The 19,729-nt window shown below is 49.6% G+C and carries 16 protein-coding genes, 2 tRNA genes and 1 other RNA gene; 14 read left to right on the plus strand and 5 right to left on the minus strand.

Features of this window, described 5'->3' with window-relative positions; genetic code table 11:
- Positions 1-246 precede the first annotated feature (246 nt).
- The 3 genes from K5621_RS12695 to K5621_RS12705 form a co-directional block, all read right to left on the minus strand.
- Positions 247-3,000 (minus strand): TonB-dependent receptor, encoded by a 2,754-nt coding sequence (locus tag K5621_RS12695; protein ID WP_221049410.1) that lies wholly within the window; start codon positions 2,998-3,000, stop codon positions 247-249.
- Between the two features lie 419 nt (positions 3,001-3,419).
- The gene (locus tag K5621_RS12700; RefSeq protein ID WP_100145536.1) at positions 3,420-4,619 is read right to left on the minus strand and encodes a porin; all 1,200 of its coding nucleotides are present in this window, start codon (positions 4,617-4,619) and stop codon (positions 3,420-3,422) included.
- Between the two features lie 213 nt (positions 4,620-4,832).
- Positions 4,833-7,202 (minus strand): DNA polymerase II, encoded by a 2,370-nt coding sequence (locus K5621_RS12705; protein WP_221049411.1) that lies wholly within the window; start codon positions 7,200-7,202, stop codon positions 4,833-4,835.
- 86 nt (positions 7,203-7,288) lie between these two features.
- Between K5621_RS12705 and dinG the strand changes: the two genes are divergently transcribed.
- From dinG to K5621_RS12735, 6 genes are all read left to right on the plus strand, one after another.
- Positions 7,289-9,361 (plus strand): ATP-dependent DNA helicase DinG, encoded by a 2,073-nt coding sequence (gene dinG, locus K5621_RS12710; protein ID WP_221049412.1) that lies wholly within the window; start codon positions 7,289-7,291, stop codon positions 9,359-9,361.
- A 21-nt stretch (positions 9,362-9,382) separates the two neighbouring features.
- Positions 9,383-10,156, plus strand: coding sequence for a TSUP family transporter (locus K5621_RS12715; RefSeq protein ID WP_039035594.1), 774 nt, complete (start codon positions 9,383-9,385; stop codon positions 10,154-10,156).
- Positions 10,153-10,815 (plus strand): primosomal replication protein, encoded by a 663-nt coding sequence (locus K5621_RS12720; protein WP_100145530.1) that lies wholly within the window; start codon positions 10,153-10,155, stop codon positions 10,813-10,815. Before K5621_RS12715 ends, K5621_RS12720 begins: the two co-directional genes overlap by 4 nt.
- A 9-nt stretch (positions 10,816-10,824) precedes the next feature.
- The gene (locus tag K5621_RS12725) at positions 10,825-11,520 is read left to right on the plus strand and encodes a DUF2057 domain-containing protein (RefSeq protein ID WP_100145528.1); all 696 of its coding nucleotides are present in this window, start codon (positions 10,825-10,827) and stop codon (positions 11,518-11,520) included.
- Positions 11,521-11,523: 3 nt separating this feature from the next.
- Positions 11,524-12,429 (plus strand): histone deacetylase family protein, encoded by a 906-nt coding sequence (locus K5621_RS12730; RefSeq protein ID WP_221049413.1) that lies wholly within the window; start codon positions 11,524-11,526, stop codon positions 12,427-12,429.
- Positions 12,430-12,491: 62 nt separating this feature from the next.
- Positions 12,492-12,782 carry a late competence development ComFB family protein gene (locus tag K5621_RS12735; RefSeq protein ID WP_100145524.1) on the plus strand — a complete coding sequence of 97 codons (291 nt, stop codon included), beginning with the start codon at positions 12,492-12,494 and terminating at the stop codon, positions 12,780-12,782.
- A gap of 360 nt (positions 12,783-13,142) precedes the next feature.
- Here K5621_RS12735 and ffs read toward each other — a convergent pair.
- An RNA gene (ffs, locus tag K5621_RS12740) (signal recognition particle sRNA small type) lies at positions 13,143-13,240 on the minus strand.
- Positions 13,241-13,426: 186 nt separating this feature from the next.
- Here ffs and K5621_RS12745 point away from each other — a divergent pair.
- From K5621_RS12745 to K5621_RS12755, 3 genes are all read left to right on the plus strand, one after another.
- A complete protein-coding gene (locus K5621_RS12745) occupies positions 13,427-14,446 on the plus strand; it encodes a DNA cytosine methyltransferase (RefSeq protein WP_162207145.1) in 1,020 nt (339 codons plus the stop codon).
- A gap of 3 nt (positions 14,447-14,449) precedes the next feature.
- Positions 14,450-15,373, plus strand: coding sequence for an NgoMIV family type II restriction endonuclease (locus K5621_RS12750; RefSeq protein ID WP_162207141.1), 924 nt, complete (start codon positions 14,450-14,452; stop codon positions 15,371-15,373).
- Between the two features lie 376 nt (positions 15,374-15,749).
- Positions 15,750-16,322, plus strand: a complete 573-nt coding sequence (locus tag K5621_RS12755; protein ID WP_071477084.1) for a recombinase family protein — start codon at positions 15,750-15,752, stop codon at positions 16,320-16,322.
- A gap of 62 nt (positions 16,323-16,384) precedes the next feature.
- Here K5621_RS12755 and K5621_RS20095 read toward each other — a convergent pair whose 3' ends face one another.
- Positions 16,385-16,507 (minus strand): hypothetical protein, encoded by a 123-nt coding sequence (locus K5621_RS20095; RefSeq protein ID WP_257581628.1) that lies wholly within the window; start codon positions 16,505-16,507, stop codon positions 16,385-16,387.
- A 484-nt stretch (positions 16,508-16,991) separates the two neighbouring features.
- Between K5621_RS20095 and K5621_RS12760 the strand changes: the two genes are divergently transcribed.
- From K5621_RS12760 to K5621_RS12780, 5 genes are all read left to right on the plus strand, one after another.
- A complete protein-coding gene (locus K5621_RS12760) occupies positions 16,992-17,606 on the plus strand; it encodes a hypothetical protein (protein WP_221049414.1) in 615 nt (204 codons plus the stop codon).
- 521 nt (positions 17,607-18,127) lie between these two features.
- Positions 18,128-18,203 (plus strand) — tRNA-Pro (locus tag K5621_RS12765).
- Positions 18,204-18,225: 22 nt separating this feature from the next.
- Positions 18,226-18,301, plus strand: a tRNA-Asn gene (locus K5621_RS12770).
- A gap of 422 nt (positions 18,302-18,723) precedes the next feature.
- Positions 18,724-18,933: a hypothetical protein gene (locus K5621_RS12775; protein WP_144216597.1), complete on the plus strand. Its 210-nt coding sequence runs from the start codon at positions 18,724-18,726 to the stop codon at positions 18,931-18,933.
- Positions 18,930-19,592 (plus strand): KilA-N domain-containing protein, encoded by a 663-nt coding sequence (locus K5621_RS12780; RefSeq protein WP_221049415.1) that lies wholly within the window; start codon positions 18,930-18,932, stop codon positions 19,590-19,592. The genes K5621_RS12775 and K5621_RS12780 overlap by 4 nt, the downstream gene beginning before the upstream one ends.
- The last annotated feature ends 137 nt before the right edge of the window (positions 19,593-19,729 follow it).

A 19,729-nucleotide genomic window follows, 5' to 3' on the forward strand; every position in this document is an offset into this window, starting at 1 on the left:
AATGCGTAAGTTAGAGACCAATAACATTTAATCCAACTGTTTCGATATCAAACCACTGAGGCAGTATAAAAAACAATCAAACCCCAAACCACGTCGATACCAGGTCAACACTAGGATTGAGAACGAATTGTTACGTAATAGTATTAAGGCGACTCATCAGGATCGAATAAACAAAAACCCCGGGGATCATCCCGGGGCTTTCATTTAATGAAGCTGACTTAATTCATCATAAGATGAAGCTTGTCATTAGAACTTCATGCTGGCACGAACGAAGAAGTAGCGACCCAACATATCATAGGTATAAGGGTCGGTATTCGAGTCGTTGTTACCTGTATAGTATGGAGGCTCTTTGTCGAACAGGTTGTTGACACCACCGGATACACGAATGCGGTCGGTGATATCATATGAACCTGACAGGTCATGATAGACTACGCTGTCTACTGAAGGCGCGTAGCAGCTACCATCATTCTTCTTACAAGCAAATGAGTCCATACCATCGATGTAGCGAGCTTCATAAGTGACACTCCAATCGTCACCGGCGGCAGTAATGTTCAGATTGCTCTTGAACTTGGCATAAGCACCTACGCCCCCAGTGATATAACCGCGATAGTCAACGGCATTACCATCCGGGTCAAACTCCTCATACTCACTCAGGATAGAGCTGTCCCAACCGGCTTTCCAGTCCAAACCAAATGCATCGAATACATAGGCCAGATTGATGTCGTAACCCGAAGTATTAGTAGCACCTATGTTCTGCAGACCATTATCGAACTTGATACGACCACTATTGTCGATTTCGATGTTGGAAGACTGACACAGCGCAGTGCCTGTGTTGATCTTGTTACCACCGGCATCCAAACACTGGTTGGCAACATAGTTATTGTCAACTGAAGTAATAGTGTTGGAGATCTCGATATCATAGTAATCGACAGTCAGAGACAGACCTTCGATAAAGCTTGGTGAATATACCAGGCCCAGAGTAGTGATATCGGCCTCTTCAGGTGTCAGCATTTCGTTACCACCAACAGTCACTTCAGCCTGATCCTGATCGGTGGCTGGGTGAACGATCTGCTCGAACGATGGTGACTTACCGCCGTACAACTCGTAAACAGTTGGTGCACGGAAGGCTGTAGACATACCACCGCGGATCATCAGGTCATCATATACACGCCAAGTCAGACCCAGTTTCCAAGTAGTATCATCACCGAAAGTGCTGTAGTCGAAGTAACGCATGGCGGCACTCAGATCCACTTGCTGCGCCAAAGGCAGCTCACTCAGCAGTGGGATTGCCAACTCTGCGTAGAATTCATTAACGCTGAAATCACCAGCAGTAGGCTCAACGCGAGGATCGTTTGCCAACCCCTGTGAAGTCAGAGAATCCGGAGTATAGTGAGCCGCTTCTTTACGATGCTCATAACCTGCTGCAAAGCCCATCATACCGGCAGGCAATTCAAACAGATCGCCGGACAGAGTCGCTGCAATCACATCCAATTCACTACCACCGCTGTTCACTTCGGTATAGATGTATGGCTTGATGCTCTCACCTTCCCATGAAGATTGCAGGAAAGGATCGAAAGTGCCTTCGAGTACTGCGGCGTTGATGGAGCCTAAGTTGTGCAAGTTAGCCAAAGTATCGGTCGAGTCATTCTTACCTTTGTTGTAAGAAGCATCCCAGGTCCAGCCGTTTTCAAACTCACCTTCCAATCCAACAACGATACGAATGGTGTCTACCACCTGGTCAAAGTCACGGGTACCAGATTCAACCATACGACGACCATAAGCCAGCGCTTCACCTGGCTGCACCCAAGGCAGCAGGTCATCAGTCATCCAACCACCGGCTGACTTAGGATTGTAAACCCAAGCAGAGTTGTTCCAGATTGGCTGAGGCGCCATCTGCTGGTTGGACCAACGCTTGGAGTACATGGCTTCGGTAAAGAAACGAATCGATTCGGTCAGTTCATAAGTACCGGCCATGGACAGGTTCAAACGTTCCATTGGCGTCGACAGATAGCTGTCCTTGGCGTAGTTGTATCTATCAGCATCACTGAACTCATGATAGGTGCCACCCAGGCCACTCAGGTCCGCTTCAGACATACCATCGAAGTACTGGAACTTAGGCTTGCCTCCACCGTTATCGACATACTCACCATAGTAGCCCTTGTCACCTATGGCATAAGCACCTTCAGGACCTGTACCTACGATACCAAAGTTGTTGTCACCCCAAATGTGACCGCCTTGAGAGTAGCTACTACCGCCACAGTACAGGCTACGATTTCCTTTAGGACCTTTCTCTGCAATCGGACAGTTGGAGAAATCACGATCTGCCTGGCTGGCATCACCACGTTTGGTGTACTGAGCGTTAACGACGATATTACCTTTATCAAAGGTGTTACCCAGAGTCATGTCGATGCTGGACTCGTCGGCGTCGCCTTCACCTGAAAGACCAGTTTGAACGTTAATCTCAAAACCGTCGAAATCTCTTTTCAGAATGATGTTAACCACACCGGCAATCGCATCGGTACCATAAATAGCAGAAGCACCATCTTTCAGTACTTCGACACGCTGGATCATGGAAACAGGAATGGTGTTAAGGTCAACAGAAGAAGCCGCACCGGTACCGGATGCAATCATACGACGACCATTCACCAGAACCAGAGTACGGTTGTCACCCAAACCACGCAGGTTGATACGCGAGTTACCACCTGAGCCGTTGTTGATACCGGCGTTGGTCATGGCACCACCGGCAGAGGTCATTTTTTGCAGAACGTCGTCAATATTCACTGCGCCTGACGCTATGATAGATGAAGCATCGATCACGCTAACAGGGCTTGCTGTTTCCATGTCGGTACGTTTGATACGTGAACCCGTTACCTCGATACGTTCTACATTATCAGCGCCCTCTTCAGCCGCCAAAACGGTTGGGACACTGAAAGCCGTTGCCGCAACACCACCAACCAATGCCAAACGCACTGCGTTGGTTACCGAATTATTCTTATACATACTTATCTCCCTTTCGACATCTTGTGTCTTGGTAACGGATCCGGATGCTTTGTCCGGATCCTTTAGTTGTTTGCAGGTGCACATGAGCCAACCAGCAACAATTTCACGCAAATAAAATCACATAACAAACATTTTATCAACATTTGAAATGTGAATATTGCATATATAGTTAACAACAAAAGAGAGAAAGCATTATTTCATCTAAAGCCAATATAATGGCTATTGCAGTAATATAAGGCTTTTGAACCGGAGTCAGGCGCAATAACAGCTTGAAGTAAAGAGAATTTATCAAAATGCTTGTTTTAAGCCGAGATGTAACAGATGTATTACATACCTCTTTTTAGAAAGGGATGTTTACACTTATCTTTTTTCAATAAAAAAAAGCGCCTTTCGGCGCTTTTTTGAACAACTCATTAAAATCAAAGGGTATAGCGAATACCGATAGCGATACCATCGTCTTCAGACAATTCCATCTCAGCCTCTTTGGCTCCCTCGAAATCGGAAAAGTCTTTACGGCCTTCAACATACAACACTGTATTGGCATCCCATATATAGTGAACACCCATTACCACGAACTGACGTTTAAACACGTCACCATCGTAAGCCTGCTCGTAGGCATCGCCGGCATTCAGCAAGTTGTAAGAGACAAAAGTACGGATATCATTATCAAAGCGGTAAGAAACCAGAGTTTCAACACCATAAGATTCAGGGATCAAACGCCCCAGGTTATCTGTATCGTGGAACTCGTTCTTGTTGACGTTGGCAGCGGCATACAACCCTTGATTATCCCAACCACCCCAAGTGATACCTGCACCATAGATATAGTCAGACTCAGAGAAAGTACTGCCATCTGCGCGGGTCGCTTCAAACTCACCATAGTTATAGCCGGCCATCAGGCTAAGATCTTTGCTGACCGCATAGGTCAAGGCAATGCCATAAGTATTGTTGAATTCAACCTTGGTGGCGGTTGTGGCAGTCGCAGCAGTGCCGGCAACTGGCGCATGATCCCTTGGCGGGAACGGGTTGGTACCTGAACTTTCGTCCATATCGAAGCCATCGTGCTTCAGCTGAGTTTGGATAGCAAAGCTGAAATCGCCAAAACTATTACGATACTGAACCGTCTTGTCGCCACGGCCGGTACCATTGATGGCGCCATCGTCCTTGTTATAGGTGTAAACGCCGGCAGCGTTACCATCCCACACGAAGCCATAGTTGGTGTTGTACACCACATCATACCAGGCGCCCCACTGCTTACCTATGGTCAAGGTGCCATATTTGTCGTGGGACAGTCCCGCATAACCAAGACGATTGTAGAAGAAATCATCCTGGACTGATTCAAACTTGCTGCTATAGACAATATCACTGTTACCGAATGGGTTGACACCCCATTCAAGCATCACAAACGCATTCCAGCCATGGGTCAACTCACGTTCAAAGCCAAAATTAATCCTGGAAGCACCATTGACGACTTCCGTTTCCCCCTGAGTATTGATCACTCGGGCATCAACGAAACCGCCGATAGAGACTGCATTTTTTTGATCTTTATAGATTTCTATGGCTTGCGCCGATGGAATGGTCAAGAGTCCTGCCAGGACCGATGCGATGAGAGTCTTGTTCATTTGCTGTAACCTTACGTGTTTTCAGTCTACCTACCCCATTCCGTTGTTTTATTTCCATCCAAGGTGGCGAAGATTAGCAAAAGGTTAGCAAAGCGGTAAAGACAAAAATCACATTTTCTATTAGTTTTACCTTAAAAAAAACTACAAGAACCGACAAAACCCAGCAATAAAACTATTTATTAACTTTATTAACCTTTTGAAACAAGTTCAACGTCAGATTAGACTCATTTGTCCGGTACAGATTTGACTGAAACTTTCTTTCATTATGAAAAGTACCGGATCGGCTATCGGTTTGATTTGCCTTTCGATGTAGTAATCATAATCAATGGCTGAACGTCTGAGGGAAACCGCTTCGGGGCCATTGATTGTGATCAGGTAGTCAATCCGGGTGCCCAAACGGCCATAACGAGGGTCGCCGGTCTGCTCCAACAGTTGTCTGGCGGCCTTGACATGGGGTGACGCCTTTGCCTGATAAGCATCCAACTTACGCCTTAGCCGCTTGGAGAAAATAAGCTCGTTGTCATAATCGCCGCGTTTGAGCGCTTCTATTTCTGTAGCCAGAAAGCCCGCTACATCCAAGCCATTAAACATACGCCGGTACAGCTCGTATTGAACCCGCCTGGCCAGAGGACTCCAATCACTGCGAACCTGCTCCATGCCTTTGAAGATAATATCCAACTGACCTTGGCTATTGCGGCTGGCACCAACATAGCGCTTTTTGGAGCCTTCTTCTGAATCCCTGAGAGTAGGCATCAGAAACTGTTCATAATGGCGCTCAAACTCGAGTTCCAGATGACTCTGCAACTGAAAATGCTCCGCCAAATGCTGTTGCCACTTGGCGGTAATCCTAGCGGCCAACGCCCTGCCGAAGGCTTGCGGATCCGCGATGTCATGCTGCTGTCCTAGCCAAACAAATGTCGAATCTGTGTCGCCATAGATAACACTCATGCCTTCATCCTCAATCCAACGTTTGGTCTGCTGCATTATCTCATGACCGCGCATGGTAATTGAGCTTGCCAAGCGGGCATCGTGGAATACACACCCCCGAGAGCCCAGTACCCCATAAAGCGAATTCATGATGATCTTGATTGCCTGAGACAAGGGCGCATTGGCTTGAGCCTTGGCGCTTTCCCGCTCTTGGGCCAACTTAGCGATAAGCGTTGGCAAGATAGGTTGTTTGCGGCTGAATCTAGCACCGAGAAAGCCGGGTACCGTCTCGGCTTCGGGTTCACCCATACCCTGTACCAACCCCATGGGATCGATCAAAAAAGTGCGAATAATCGAAGGGTATAGACTCTTGAAGTCCAGCACCAGAATGTCCCGGTAAAGGCCCGGAATGGAGTCCATCACATAGCCGCCGGGACTCTCCAGGCCATCACTGGCCGGTGCTGCCGGCGCCACAAATCCGGCCCGGTGCAAGTGTGGCAGGTAGAGATGATTGAACGCCGCCACCGAAGCCCCTACCCGGCCAAATTCCAACCCGGTCAGCTGCGCCCGGGCTAGGGCAAAATTCAATAGATCGGTTTTATCGAAAATATCCAATACCAGACGGCAATCGGTCAGATTGTAGTGGGCCAATGCCAATTTATCCTCTTGGAAGAGCTGGCTTATCTTCTGACCGCGATCTTCAACTTCATCTATCGCCTTACCCTCGCTCAAGAGTGCGCGGGAGACGAACTCGAGCGAATAGCGCTCAAACTGATAGAAGGCGGCCTTGAGCCAGTCTATACCGTCCAACACCACTCTCCCGGGCAAGGAGAGGGTTTCCGGCCGATACTTGCCTTCTACCAACCAGGACATGGGCACGCCTCCGCGCCCAAGCCGTGCTTCAATACCATGATGGGCGTAGCGTCGGCTCAGCAGTGCCAGGTCAAAATTGACAACCGACCAGCCTATGATAATGTCCGGATCCCAGAGACTGAACCAATGAACCAAAGCCTGTAACAGGGCTGCTTCATCCCTGACCCAGTGGATATAGTCTGGCCCGTCCTGGGCTTGACCTATCATGTACACACGCTGAAACAGCGCTCCATCGCGGTCACGACCGTAGAGTCCGGCGGAATAGAGCTTGCCCTGCATGCTACATTCAAGATCGAGGGAAATAACAGCCAGACCGACATTGTTCAGCGAGGCTTTCCTGGCGCGACTGGCAACAAACCGTGTCAGTGCGCCGCTTTCCTCGCTGAAATAACCGTAAAACTCGGCATCGAGCGCAATAAAGCGCTCAATCAAGAAACGCTGCTGGGGTTTAAGATCGGCTTCATACAAGGGCATTCCCTGATCCTGGGCCTGCTTTTGCAGTAACCGCATCTGTTGCCGACTGCGACTGTAAAGCGCCGCAACCTTCTCTTTGGCGAAGTTTCTCAGCGCCAGCGGCTGGGTCCGTACCTGGCTTAAACTTTGACATAAAGTCGCCGCATCCTTCTCTTTGGCAAAGCAAATCTGCTCCTGTCCCGGCACCTCAACCAACACAGGCCCCTGCTCGGTGGCCAGATAGTATTGCAGGCATAACCCCTCGTCTCTCTGAGCCAGATGACGGGTAAGAATACGGCCTTTCAGGGTTTGCGGCATGTTTTGGGGCATGAGTCGGGACAATCGTGTTTTAGAGGTTTATTAGCATAAGAAATTAGTGGTATTATATACAGGACAATTTTCCATAACCGAGTCTCATGCTAGCAGCCCATGTAAAGACCCAGATCCGCGAGATCTACAAGGACATTGCCTCCGCACTGCCCAACTTCCGTTCCCGCCGGGAGCAGAATTATATGGTGGCGGAGATCTCCAAGACACTTGCCGGTGAATACGACAAGCAGCGGCGCATCATGGTAATTGAAGCGGGCACAGGTATAGGTAAATCCCTGGCCTATATTCTGGGAACCATCCCCCTGGCGCTGGCTAGCAAGAAAAAAGTCTGTATCGCCACCGCCACTGTGGCGCTGCAGGAGCAGTTGCTGCATAAAGATCTGCCGTTTTTTCTGCAACACTCCAAACTCAACTTCCGCTTCGGTCTGGTCAAAGGGCGTCAGCGTTACGTGTGCCTGGCCAAGCTTGAGATGTTGGTCGGTGATGGCAACGGCAGCCAGATGGCCATGTGGCAAACCAAGCCGGATACCTCACAGGTTGAGCAGTTGCAGGCTTTGCTCAAAGACTATCAGGATGGCCGCTGGAATGGTGAACTTGATACCCTCAAAACGCCGCTGCCAGACCACCTGTGGCAACAGATAGCCTGTGACAAACACAGCTGTCATCGCCAACTGGCCAGTCACAGCCACTGCCCCTTCCACAAGGCCCGCGAAGATATTGATACCTGGGATGTGCTTATTGCCAACCATAGTTTGTTACTGGCCGACCTTGAACTGGGTGGCGGTGTAATTCTGCCGGATCCGGAAGAAGTCTATTACGTTATCGACGAAGCCCATCACCTGCCGAATGTAGCCAGGGATTTCTCCAGCGCCCAGGCCACGCTCAGGGGCGCCTGCGATTGGCTGGAGAAAGTCAGCAAGACCACGGCCAAACTGCAAAACCAAATAAAGAGCAACAATATTATTGCCCCGGCGCAGGCGATGCTGGATCGCATCGAAGAATTAACCGGCCTGCTGAATCAGGTTGCCCACTACTGTGATACCCAACCCAAACTCTTTGCCAACCCGGAAAATCGCCTGCGGTTCGAACATGGCAAGCTGCCGGACGCTCTGTTGATTCAGGCAGAAAACCTGGCCACGGCCTCCAACGATGCCCTCAAGCAATTCAATAAGATGCAGGCTATTCTCAGCGAAAGCGTCAAGGATGGTGAATTACCAAGGCATCAGGCCGAAGCCCTCTTGAGCGAAACCGGCTTTATGATGCAGCGCCTGGAAAACCTGCAAAAGCTCTGGAAGATGATGGCCAAGGAGGACAGTCCAAAAGGTGCCCCCACCGCCCGCTGGATTGAAGCCCTCAGCGGCAAACCGCAAGACTATCTTTTCAGTGCATCGCCAATCGAAGTCGGCTATATGCTGGAACATATGTTGTGGGAAAAAGCCGCCGGCGTCGTGCTATGTAGCGCCACCCTCAGAGCACTGAACCGCTTTGAGCATTTTGCCTATCAGGTTGGCCTGTCACTCAATGATGGCAGTCGCTATCTGGCGCTGCAATCTCCTTTCGATTTTGAAAACAACGCCACTCTTTATCTGCCGAAAATGCGCACCGAGCCAACCGAAGACGCCTACACAGAAGAACTCGCCAGCCAGATAAAGCAGTTGGTAGAGGGTGAAATGGCCACTCTGGTGCTGTTTGCCTCCTACTGGCAGATGGAAAAGGTGGCCGATCTACTGCGCAACAAATTGGTATCCGAACCGCTGATCCAGGGCAGTGCCCCACGCCAGCACTTGCTTGAGCAACATAAGCAGAAATGTGACAAAGGTGAGCCCAGCATTATCTTTGGTACCGGCAGTTTTTCCGAGGGTCTCGACCTTCCCGGCGATTACCTGACTAACCTGATAGTAACCAAGCTGCCGTTTGCCGTGCCCACCTCGCCGGTAGAGCAGGCCCATGCAGAATATGTCAAAATGAAAGGCGGTAACCCGTTTTTACAATTGACTATTCCGGATGCGTCACGGAAACTCATCCAGAGTTGCGGCCGCCTGTTGCGAAAAGAGCAGGACTATGGCCGAATAACCATATTAGACAGGCGTTTGGTAACCAAAAGATACGGGTCGTCGCTGCTTGATGCCCTGCCGCCTTACCGCCGCGTTATCGAATGATGCGCTCAATCAGGATGTAAAGTGGATATTCTGCTCGAACCCAGCAGCTGGGCCATATTGGCCGCAGTCGGCCTGCTGGCCGGATTTATTGATGCCGTAGTCGGTGGTGGCGGCCTGCTGTCCATTCCCGCCTTGCTGACAGTGGGCATGCCGCCTCATCTGGCGCTGGGGACCAATAAACTGGCGGCCTGCTTCGGCTCTTCCATGGCGGCATTTACCTACTACCGCAAGCAGTTGCTGACCCCCAAGTTCTGGCTGTTCGCCTTTATTGCTACCGCCATAGGCGCCGTTATCGGCAGTATTGCCGTTTATCTCATCGACACCCGTTGGCTGGAAAAAATTCTGCCACTGCTTATTATCGCCATCGCGTTCTATTCGCTGTTTTCACCCGGAGCCATGGGCTGCAGCCAATGTAAACCCGTCACCGAAACGCCGGCCAAGCATAAACAGATACTTCAGGGGCTGGGGCTTGGCGCCTACGATGGCTTTGCTGGCCCGGGCATTGGCGCCTTTTGGGCCGTCAGCTCGACCGCGCTGTACCGCCTGCCCTTCCTGCACAGCAGTGCCTTGGCAAGGGCAATGACTTTTGTCAGCAATATCACGGCATTGATGATTTTCCTGCTGCTAGGTAAAGTGCACCTTTTGGTAGGTGTGGTGATGGGCTTGTGTATGATGCTGGGTTCTTATATCGGCGCCCACTCGGCTATCCGCTTTGGAATGCCGTTTATCAGGCCACTCTTTATTGCTATCGTGGTGCTTATCGCCGCCAATCTAGCCTGGAGTGCTTGGTTTTGAACACCAACCAACTGGTACAACGTCTGCGGGAACAGCTCAGGCAGTTGGAGCAGGAAGTGCTGCAGCATGATGCCTCTTTGCCAGCAGCGCAGCGCAAACTGCTGCAGGATACTGAACGCTTCAACAGCGAGTTGTTTATTCAGCATGGTGCCCAACTCTATCCCTGTGTGGAACAGCTGCACAAGAGCATAGATCAGCTGGAAAAACAGTTACGCCATCAGTTGGCCCAACACACTATAGCCTTAAGCTGCGAGCGCATTCAGGACAGGTTTGTCGCCCTGAAACGGGCCTTGGGTACCACAGGTCTCAACGCCAGGATCCAGAAGCTGCAGCAGGCCAGTAAACGGCAAAGCTACCAACAACGTCAGGGCCGCCGGCATCAGGAAAGTGGTTTTGGCTGGATAGCCGCGGGTGTTATGCAAAACAGCCATCAATTGTACGAAGAGCTGAACAAACATCTGAACTGGGCCAAAAAAATAGAACAAAAGATTGAACAATTGCAATCAAAGCTTGAAAACTGTCATAGTACTGACAAAATCCCCGTCCAGAATGACATCCTTTTGATGCATCGCCGCCTCGGTAAGTGCAGGCAGGCGATCAGCTATATTGAAGATCGCATTCAGGCATTTGAACGTCCGCATCAGAGTTACAATCGTTAAGGAGCAACAATGAAACTACGCTTGACCGCCTCGGCCCTACTGGCCCTGCTCAGCACTTCCTCGGTATTTGCGGCCAATCTGACCATCCCTATGTCTTTTGAGTATCTGGCACTGGATGGCAAGGAAATTGAAACCAGCAACTTCAACCACAAATCTGAGCTGGCACTGTCCGAAGGTGTCCACAAGATAGCCATTCGTTACCACGATATGATCGATGACGATTTTTCCGATAGTCAGAGCTTCGTGAAGTCTTCTCCTTTCATCCTGACTCTTAAGGCAGAAGGCGACAACGAGTATATCCTCAAGCCTGCCGATGGTGACCACGTCAAGAAGCCCAAAGAGTTTGCCAAAACCCCTCAGGTCGTCATTACCCGCGCCGACAAGGGCCAGGTCAACTACCAGGTGGAACTGACTCAACTGAAAGAAACCTCTTTCCTGTCGCAACTGTTCAATGGCAATAATGCACCTGATGTTGAAACCGCTGCTGCTGCCGTAACTTCAGGTAACATGGCCGCCAGCCAACCAGTGGCCCCTGTAACTCAGCCATCGCCAGTCAGCGCCATGACAATGCCAGCGGCTTCCAAGGCCAGTGGCCAAAATGGCGACAGTGCCGCCCACGCTCAGCAAATGCTGCAGTACTGGTGGTTACAGGCCGATGAAGCGACTCGCAAAGAGTTCATGAGCTGGGCCATCAAACAGCTCTGATAAATGATCCCTTTGGTATATCACGCCAGCTATTCCAGGCTGGCGTTACCATCCCGGCACAGATTTCCCATCAGCAAATATCAGCGTCTGTTTGAGTATCTGTGCCAAACTCCATTTTCCGGGCAATTCAGCCTCTGTTCTCCAAAGCCTGTAAACCAAACTGCCCTCGCTTCTGTGCATTGCCCTCAATATGTTGCCGGATTTATTCACAATCGACTGGATCCCAAGGCGATGCGCCGCATAGGTTTTCCCTGGAGCGAACATCTACTGACGCGGACACTGCACTCAGTCGCGGGTACCGAGCTTGCGGCGCGAAAAGCGCTCGAGCACGGCATAGCGCTGCATATCAGCGGTGGTTACCATCACGCTCACCAGGACTTTGGCAGCGGTTACTGTGTTTTCAACGATCTAGTCTACAGTGCCAGACGCATGATAAACCAAGGACTGGCAGACAAGGTTCTGATTATCGACTGCGATGTCCATCAAGGCGACGGTACAGCCAGCATGACAGTCGGCGATGCGAACATTATCAGCTGCTCAATACACTGCCGGCAAAACTTCCCCGCCCGTAAAGCAGACTCTCACTATGATATCGAGCTTGAAAAAGGCGCTGGTGATGACGAGTACCTTACAACGCTGGAGCAGATACTGCCTTTGCTGATCTTGACTCATAGACCGGATCTCATTCTTTATGACGCAGGAGTCGATGTACATGCTGAAGATGAACTCGGCTTGCTGCGGCTCAGCCTTGAGGGCATATCCCGGCGGGATATGAGCGTATTGCGTCATGCCAGAGACGCGGCAATACCAATAGCCTGTGTCACGGGAGGCGGATACTGCAAAGACCCTCTACAATTAACACTCAGACACAGTCAGTTATTTCATGCCGCTGCTATGCTATATCGCTAGAGGCTACAAACCAAATGCTATAAACCAAGCGTAATGCAGCAAAACTTTGGGGAGCGTCACCTATGCAGTTAGAGATCCGCAACTACTACGAAGTGATGTTAATGGAAATCCTCGCCGAAGAGGGATTAATGGACGAGCTGCCGGGCGACTATGTGGCCGATCTGGCTTGTATCACGCTTAATCAACTACCAGTGCGCTACATTCACCATCTGGTAGACACCTATTTCTACGGTGACTATCAAGAGCAAGATAGAATGCGCAACGAAATCTACCAGGCATTAGAGAAATCGCGGGCGTTTTTGAAATCCAAACTACCCCCGAAACTGGAAACCGATCAGCAAGCGCAGGGGTAACACAGGCCAGTTATCACAAATATGGATAACTCTGGGTTTGAGCCTCACCAGCGGAAATAAAGTCGCCGCTCTGCGACTATTCTTTTACTTCTTGGCTGTCTTGTTTTGGCCGTTAATGAGTTGATAGCCAAGCCATCGCAGTCCATGTAGCTAGCTGTTTATACCAAACATAAGTGTTAATGGTAGCCACTGGCATTTCTTCGCTATATAGGGTCGCGCTTCTGGCGCATCAAATATCGTGTCAGGAGTAACAGAGATAGGGGTGGAAATCGGCTTTAGCTAGACTCAAAGTGGACCACCTTGTGGACCCCTTAGGTACTTCCAGCGCTAACCATTTGAAAAGGTTTGGAATTGGAGGTTCCCCCAGAGCCACACCCCGGCACATGAGTCACTTGCTACGGTTGCTCCCTTCCGGGCCTGGCCGGGTTCACAAGTTATCATTGCGGGGAGGACGCGAGGTAAGCATCCATTCACACGCGTGAAGACACCTAAGTGGATTAATCTGTTGAATGACCCACAATTTGTACCCCTTCGACTGCATCCATGTCAACCACTACAGGATCCATTCTTCACACTTTGGTTCAGTGCTATTGGCAGGTATACTGCTCTCCAATTATTAGAGGTTTACTGACATTTTTTTATTGATGATTAATGCTATTGAAATGTGTGCTGGTGCTGGTGGCCAAGCACTAGGACTCCACCTTGCGGGCATCAAGCATGAGCTGCTTATTGAAATTGATGAACACGCCGCGGCTACCTTGAACTTTAACAATCAACAGCTTCAGTTGGGATGGAAAAAGATTGTAACGGGAGACCTAAAAGACTTCGCTGAAAAAGACGCAACTAGCTACAGAGGTAAGATCGATTTAGTTGCTGGAGGAGTTCCTTGCCCTCCATTTAGTAAAGCCGGAAAGCAGTTGGGTTCTGATGATGAAAGAGACCTCTTTCCAACAGCTATTGATATAGTCAGAAAAGTTGACCCTATGATGGTGATGCTAGAAAACGTCCCGGGATTAGCCGAGGCTAAATTTACTAGCTACCGTAATCATATCTCTAATGAGCTCTCCTCCTTAGGATATGACAGTGAATGGAAACTACTACAAGCCAGTGACTATGGTGTTCCTCAGCTTCGCCCAAGAGTAATCATGGTCGCAATTAAACGTCCACATTTTCAACACTTTAGCTGGCCAACACCACATGAAAAACCTACCCCAACAGTAGGGGAAGCGCTTTACCATTTGATGTCAGAAAACGGCTGGGACGGTGTGGATGAATGGAAATCTAAAGCAAACAAAATAGCACCCACGGTTGTTGGTGGTTCAAAAAAACATGGTGGCCCAGACTTAGGCCCAACAAGAGCCAAACGTCAATGGAGTGAACTTGGTGTTAATGCCCATCGTTTAGCAAATGACAACGAAGTGCCAACGAAAGGTTTTATTGGCGCTATTGGTCGTAATGGCAAGGTGAAAGAAGGCACGGAATACATGCCACAACTAACAGTGAAGATGGCGTCTGTAATCCAAGGTTTTCCAGAGTATTGGACATTTACGGGCACTAAAACTCATGCTTACAGGCAAGTAGGAAACGCCTTCCCACCTCCTGTAGCTCAAGCTGTTGGGAAGCAATTAATGTTAGCGTACCAAAAGATAAAAGAGAGTGACTAAGGAATGAGTAAATTTGGGGTTGCTAGAAGTAATTTTCATAGGATGATGTTCAACAACAACTTAGTTAGTTTTACATCTGGGACTGACGACAAGTATGGCCCCGTTTATCCAAACGCCGATAAAAGTAACAAGGCTAGTGTCCTTATCGCTGCGGGTATTGCTGAAAGGATTCTTCCCAGCCTTGGGGAAGTACCACAAAAGATAGCCCACAAACAGAAAGGGCAAACTGCCGGGACTCTTTTTGAAGAGGCATGTAACCGTTTCATTACAGAATGCTTTTTAGAATTAAGCCATATTCGGCCCGGCAATTGGGACATTCAGAAACTGGGAAGCCGTAAGGATGTTCCTCTGGGGGCATATGAGCAATATGCTCATTTAGTCAAATTGAATGACTTTGCCAAAGAGCATGTGGAGTTAAAGAACTTCTTAGGCGATGGTTACACGATAGCCCCCGACGTGGTTGTCCTAAGGTATCCCGAGCCAGATGACGTTATTAACCTTGGTAAACCAGACTTGATTGTTGACTCAACTAATTGCCAACACTCAATGCTTCGAGCCAGCAATCATGTCGGTACTGTCTCCCCTTTGTTACACGCAAGTGTCTCCTGTAAATTTACCATGCGCTCAGACCGAGCACAAAATGCTAGAACAGAAGCCCTTAACCTTATGCGAAGTCGCAAAGGTAGAGTTCCCCATATAGTTGTCGTAACGGCTGAGCCGACTCCAAGCCGTTTGTCCTCCATAGCCTTGGGAACAGGCGATATCGACTGTGTATACCATTTTGCGCTTTATGAGTTAATCAACACCCTCACTGACTTAAGTAAGCAAGAGCCTTTATTCACGGAGCAATTAAACTCAATCATGTCTATGGTTGAAGGAAAAAGACTGAAAGATATCAGCGATTTACCTCTAGACCTAGCTATATAGGACATAGATCCGCTCATAGGGTCCCCGATGATATGCGTCTGTGTGAAATCTGATGAATAGTGCCCATGATTACTTGTCAGGTTTCACGCAGAACCACGGCAATAGCCTTTAAAATCACCAAAAATTTCTGAGGCCTTTCTAGATATAGCCTTTGCCCGCATTCCCCCCCGTACCCCCTATCGATTTATTATCTGCCCTTCGTTTCCCCAAGACACTCTCAGGCCAACCACAGACACCATCCATAGGCTCAACAAACCATCGTTTTATGACACTGGGAATTGTGGGTCTTATCTGGTATCAACAAAATAGCACTTGACATTGTTGAACCCCAAGATCATTCTTGATACCGATTATGACACCACCCGAGAGTTAACCCATGAGAACCTTTGCTTACTGTCGTGTTTCCACTGTCGAGCAGAATGCCGAGACTCAAGCCCACCAGCTTAAGGAGCGCATTCCAGAGCTACTGGATAGCCGTATCATTAGCGAGTCTATCTCTGGAGGCGTAGCAGCCATGGCTCGGCCAGCTTTCAAGAACCTAGTGGACCACAAGTTGGAAGCTGGAGACCGCCTAGTGGTCTTGAAGCTGGATAGATTGGGTCGGGATGCCATAGACGTGCTCCAGACCATACAGCATCTGACCTCAAGGGGGATTAGCGTCCAGTCCCTAGACTTGCCTGTGTCCGACCTCAGCACGCCTGAAGGTAAGCTGATGCTGTCCCTGATGACAGCCTTTGCCGAGTTCGAGAAGTCCCGCATTGTAGAGCGTACTCAGGAAGGACTTGCAAGGGCCAAGGCTGAAGGCAAGAAGCTTGGCCGCCCTGTAGCCAAGGGAACTACTGAGGCGGTGAAGAAAGCAAGAGAGCAAGGGCTGTCGCAATCCAAGGCAAGCGAGGTCTTGGGGTTGTCTCTGGCGACAGTCAAGAGGCACTGGAATAAGAGCCTGTAAACGCTCTGAATGATCTGCTATAGCCTCCAGAGCCTTGGATAGGCCATAGGTATTACTGGAGGCTAATCGAGGCTCTGGGGCGTTCTGAGGATCTTCTGCATTCCTTGTCTCTGCCTCCCTGTTTTGGTGTTGTCACTGAGACCGCCTACGGTCATCAAGACCACCAGCAGGAGACCATCTGCCAATTGTCCCTCCATATACGATGGAGCAGACTTGAGTCTCTCCTGTGGCTACGCTCCAGAGGTTCCCTGTCTTTGCTCGCTCCCGCTTGCAGTCCCTGCCTACAGGTCATACTCAGAGCACTCCTGAGGTAGAGGTATACCAACCAAGAAAATTCAGCCTATTGGCATTCATCTACTTACTACGCCCCACAAATAGACTGCAAAGCCTATTTACATCCTTTAGGAGAACGGTAGCCAAAGTAACAGGAGACTGTTGATTTAGCTTCAACTAACGCGCTTACCTGATGCCTCCTGTATTTGGCTCGCTTCTCTCTACATCTGCTAACACAAATAAAACCTTCCCTTTAGTACAACTTGATAGCTCTGAAGCTGGGGTCGTTACTGCCCGAAGGCATCCTTAGGTGAGTCTTTCTATATAGGTGAGACAAATAAGGCTTTTCAGATTCCAACCACCTGCGCTATCTCAACGATGGAGCATTACTCAACCATGAGCACAGTCTTTGACTTTGCCGCAGGTAGTCCCATACCTGACGTAATCATCCCCACTAGCTACCAGCCCACAGAATGCCAACAAAGAATAATCGCACAGGCACTGCACAATTTTGATGAAGCAGCCCCATTACGACCTCTGCCCAGCTTTGAAATGCGTGCTCGCTCTAAGCATGGGAGAGCATTCAGCGTCCTGGATACAACCAAGCAATGCTCGGATGTGGAAGATAAGGGGAGAAAACGTAAGCCAGGCGCTGGTCGAAAAGCGGCGAGCATTGAAAACACATGGTTTCTGATCCTCAAAGATGAGTGTCGAGATGTTATTCACCTCGCCCTCTCGGACCTGCTGCGTGGATTAACGAGCCTGTCTGACAACAACACTAGGGGCGTTGCCTCTCCTGCTGTACTGGTTTCAGTCCTATCTGAATTAGAGCTGATTACAGTCAAGTCAATCATGGAGACTTACCGCTACAGCAAATCTCAAGCCAGCAAGATATTTAGCTTGGTGAAATGTGCTCTGGCATTGCCGTTTGACGTTATACAGAAAATTGAAGAAGCCAAGCAGGTCAAGAATGCCTGTAGGCTGGACTGCAGGTTATTCCCCCTCCAGTAAAACACACAGCAAGCTTGGGGTTATGGTGACGATCGGGCACAGTCCTGATAGCCACACTCAAGCAACAGAACGCGCCCCTTTCTCTGCGTGTTGAGCTACAACATCAGCTCAAAAGTACTGAGTCATATCCCGTCACCAAGCTCGCACACTCTCAGCAAGGAAAACGAATGAATGCTCATTACTCACCTTCTTTCTAAGGGCCGGAGGCAATTGTCCCTCCATATACGACAGATATGTCTTGGGTCTGCCCGAAGCCAGCAAAATCAAGGCGTTGGGAATTGTCCCTCCATATACGACAGAAATGTCACGCTTCGTAATTTGTCTCCTTATCTCCTTCCTATGGGGCCACACAGTTTCCTCTGCTGTTTCAGTGGCCCTCTCTTTTTCTACAGGCAGGCGAGAAGGGTGGTCTGGGAATTGTCCCTCCATTAACGACAGAAAGCGCAATGGCCTTTCACGGTCATCAACCAGTTTCAATAAGCTGGCCGTTCAGAATGCGAGAGCACGTATCGGCCACCTTCCTCGGTGTAGCTCAGTTGGGAGAGCGCCTGCTTTGGGAGCAGGAAGTCAGAGGTTCGAGTCCTCTCACCGAGACCAAATTCCTTATTTACATGCTATAGGCAGAGTAGCTCAGTGGACAGAGCGACTGGCTGTTAACCAGTGGGTCGATGGTTCAAATCCATCCTTTGCCGCCAATTCTCTAGGACAAAACCAATTGTCCCTCCATTAACGACAGAAAGCCGACAGTTAGTTTCGGTTGCGTAGAGTTAACGTAAACCGCCAGTCCATAGGCACTGGCATTGTGGGAACCAAAGCCCACCGCAACCACCTCTTTTGAGCGAACGCCCGCCCCTCGGCAGACGAGTCCGATACGGGCAGACCTCAATCCGATTTTCCTCAATGTGTGTCCTCCTTACCCCTCCTTCCCTCTGTGGATCGAGGGGGTTTTTCAGCGACCGCTCACCCGGAAATCACTAATTGTCCCTCCATTAACGACAGAACCTTTCAGGAGGTACTCATGTTTTATCACAAACCCAGCTCTGCTGCGGCCTGTAGGCGAGCGGTAGGGCATTCAACTGACTACGCCCAGAAGGGCTGTACTTTAAGGAGACTAATAATGTCCACCCAAATATCACCTAGCAATGTGCTCACTATGTCTAGCCACGAGATTCTAGCAACAGGTTACGACGTAGTTTGTTGCATTGCTGTACTCGACTACTGGTCTGCTATTGACGGCAAACCGGTGATGACAAGTGCTCAACTCTTGGCTGCCATAGCAAAGCAAATGGTTGACCAAGAAATAGGATTAATTGGAGATACGCTATGAAAAACATAACCCTGACTTTTAACAACATCACCGCAACTGTCTACCCAAATGAAGACGGTATGTACGACCTTAATGACATTCACCGCGCCTTCAAGTTGCCCAATAGCAAGCTCCCACATCAGTGGAGGCACCGAGTCAGAGACAGTCTCAGCCGACGCGCAAAATTGCGCTTCGGTGTCTCTACCTCTCCGAGTGGTCATCGATTGAACCACACATGGGCAACTCAGGAAGCCCTCTATGCCTACGCCATGTGGTGTGATGTTGAGTTCTACATGGTGGTCGTGAATACCTTCACCGCCCTGACTAATGGAGACATTGAGGAAGCTCAAGAGATCGCCCAGACCATAGTGTCTGTCCATGAACAACGGGCCACTGAACTGTACCTCCAAGGCCAGCGTGGTGGTCATGCCATGCGTAAGGCCCTAGAGGAACTGAACGGTGACGTAGACAAGGCTATTGAGCTGATGGATCGGATTGCCAGAGAGTTTCCATCGACCGCAACCACTGAGCGGGATGCCTACTGGACTTCCGTATCGACTGTCTTGAAGCACATGGCTGACGACTACCGGGTTAACACCAAGCACTTCGATCTGACCACCTACGGCAAGTTTGAGACGCTGCGCCACCACTGCACCAAGCAGTCTGAAGTGTTTGGCTAAGTTCCGTCTGACGAAGGCCACCAAGCACGATTAGAACTCTCGACTTCCCCGCCTGTTGGTCAATACGACCACAGGCATTAGGGCTTCTCTAATGAGCAAACTGCCGTTCTAAGGCAAACCCAAACCACCTTAATTAA

The sequence above is a fragment of the Shewanella carassii genome (assembly GCF_019670705.1).
GTDB classification, from domain to species: Bacteria; Pseudomonadota; Gammaproteobacteria; order Enterobacterales; family Shewanellaceae; genus Shewanella; species Shewanella carassii.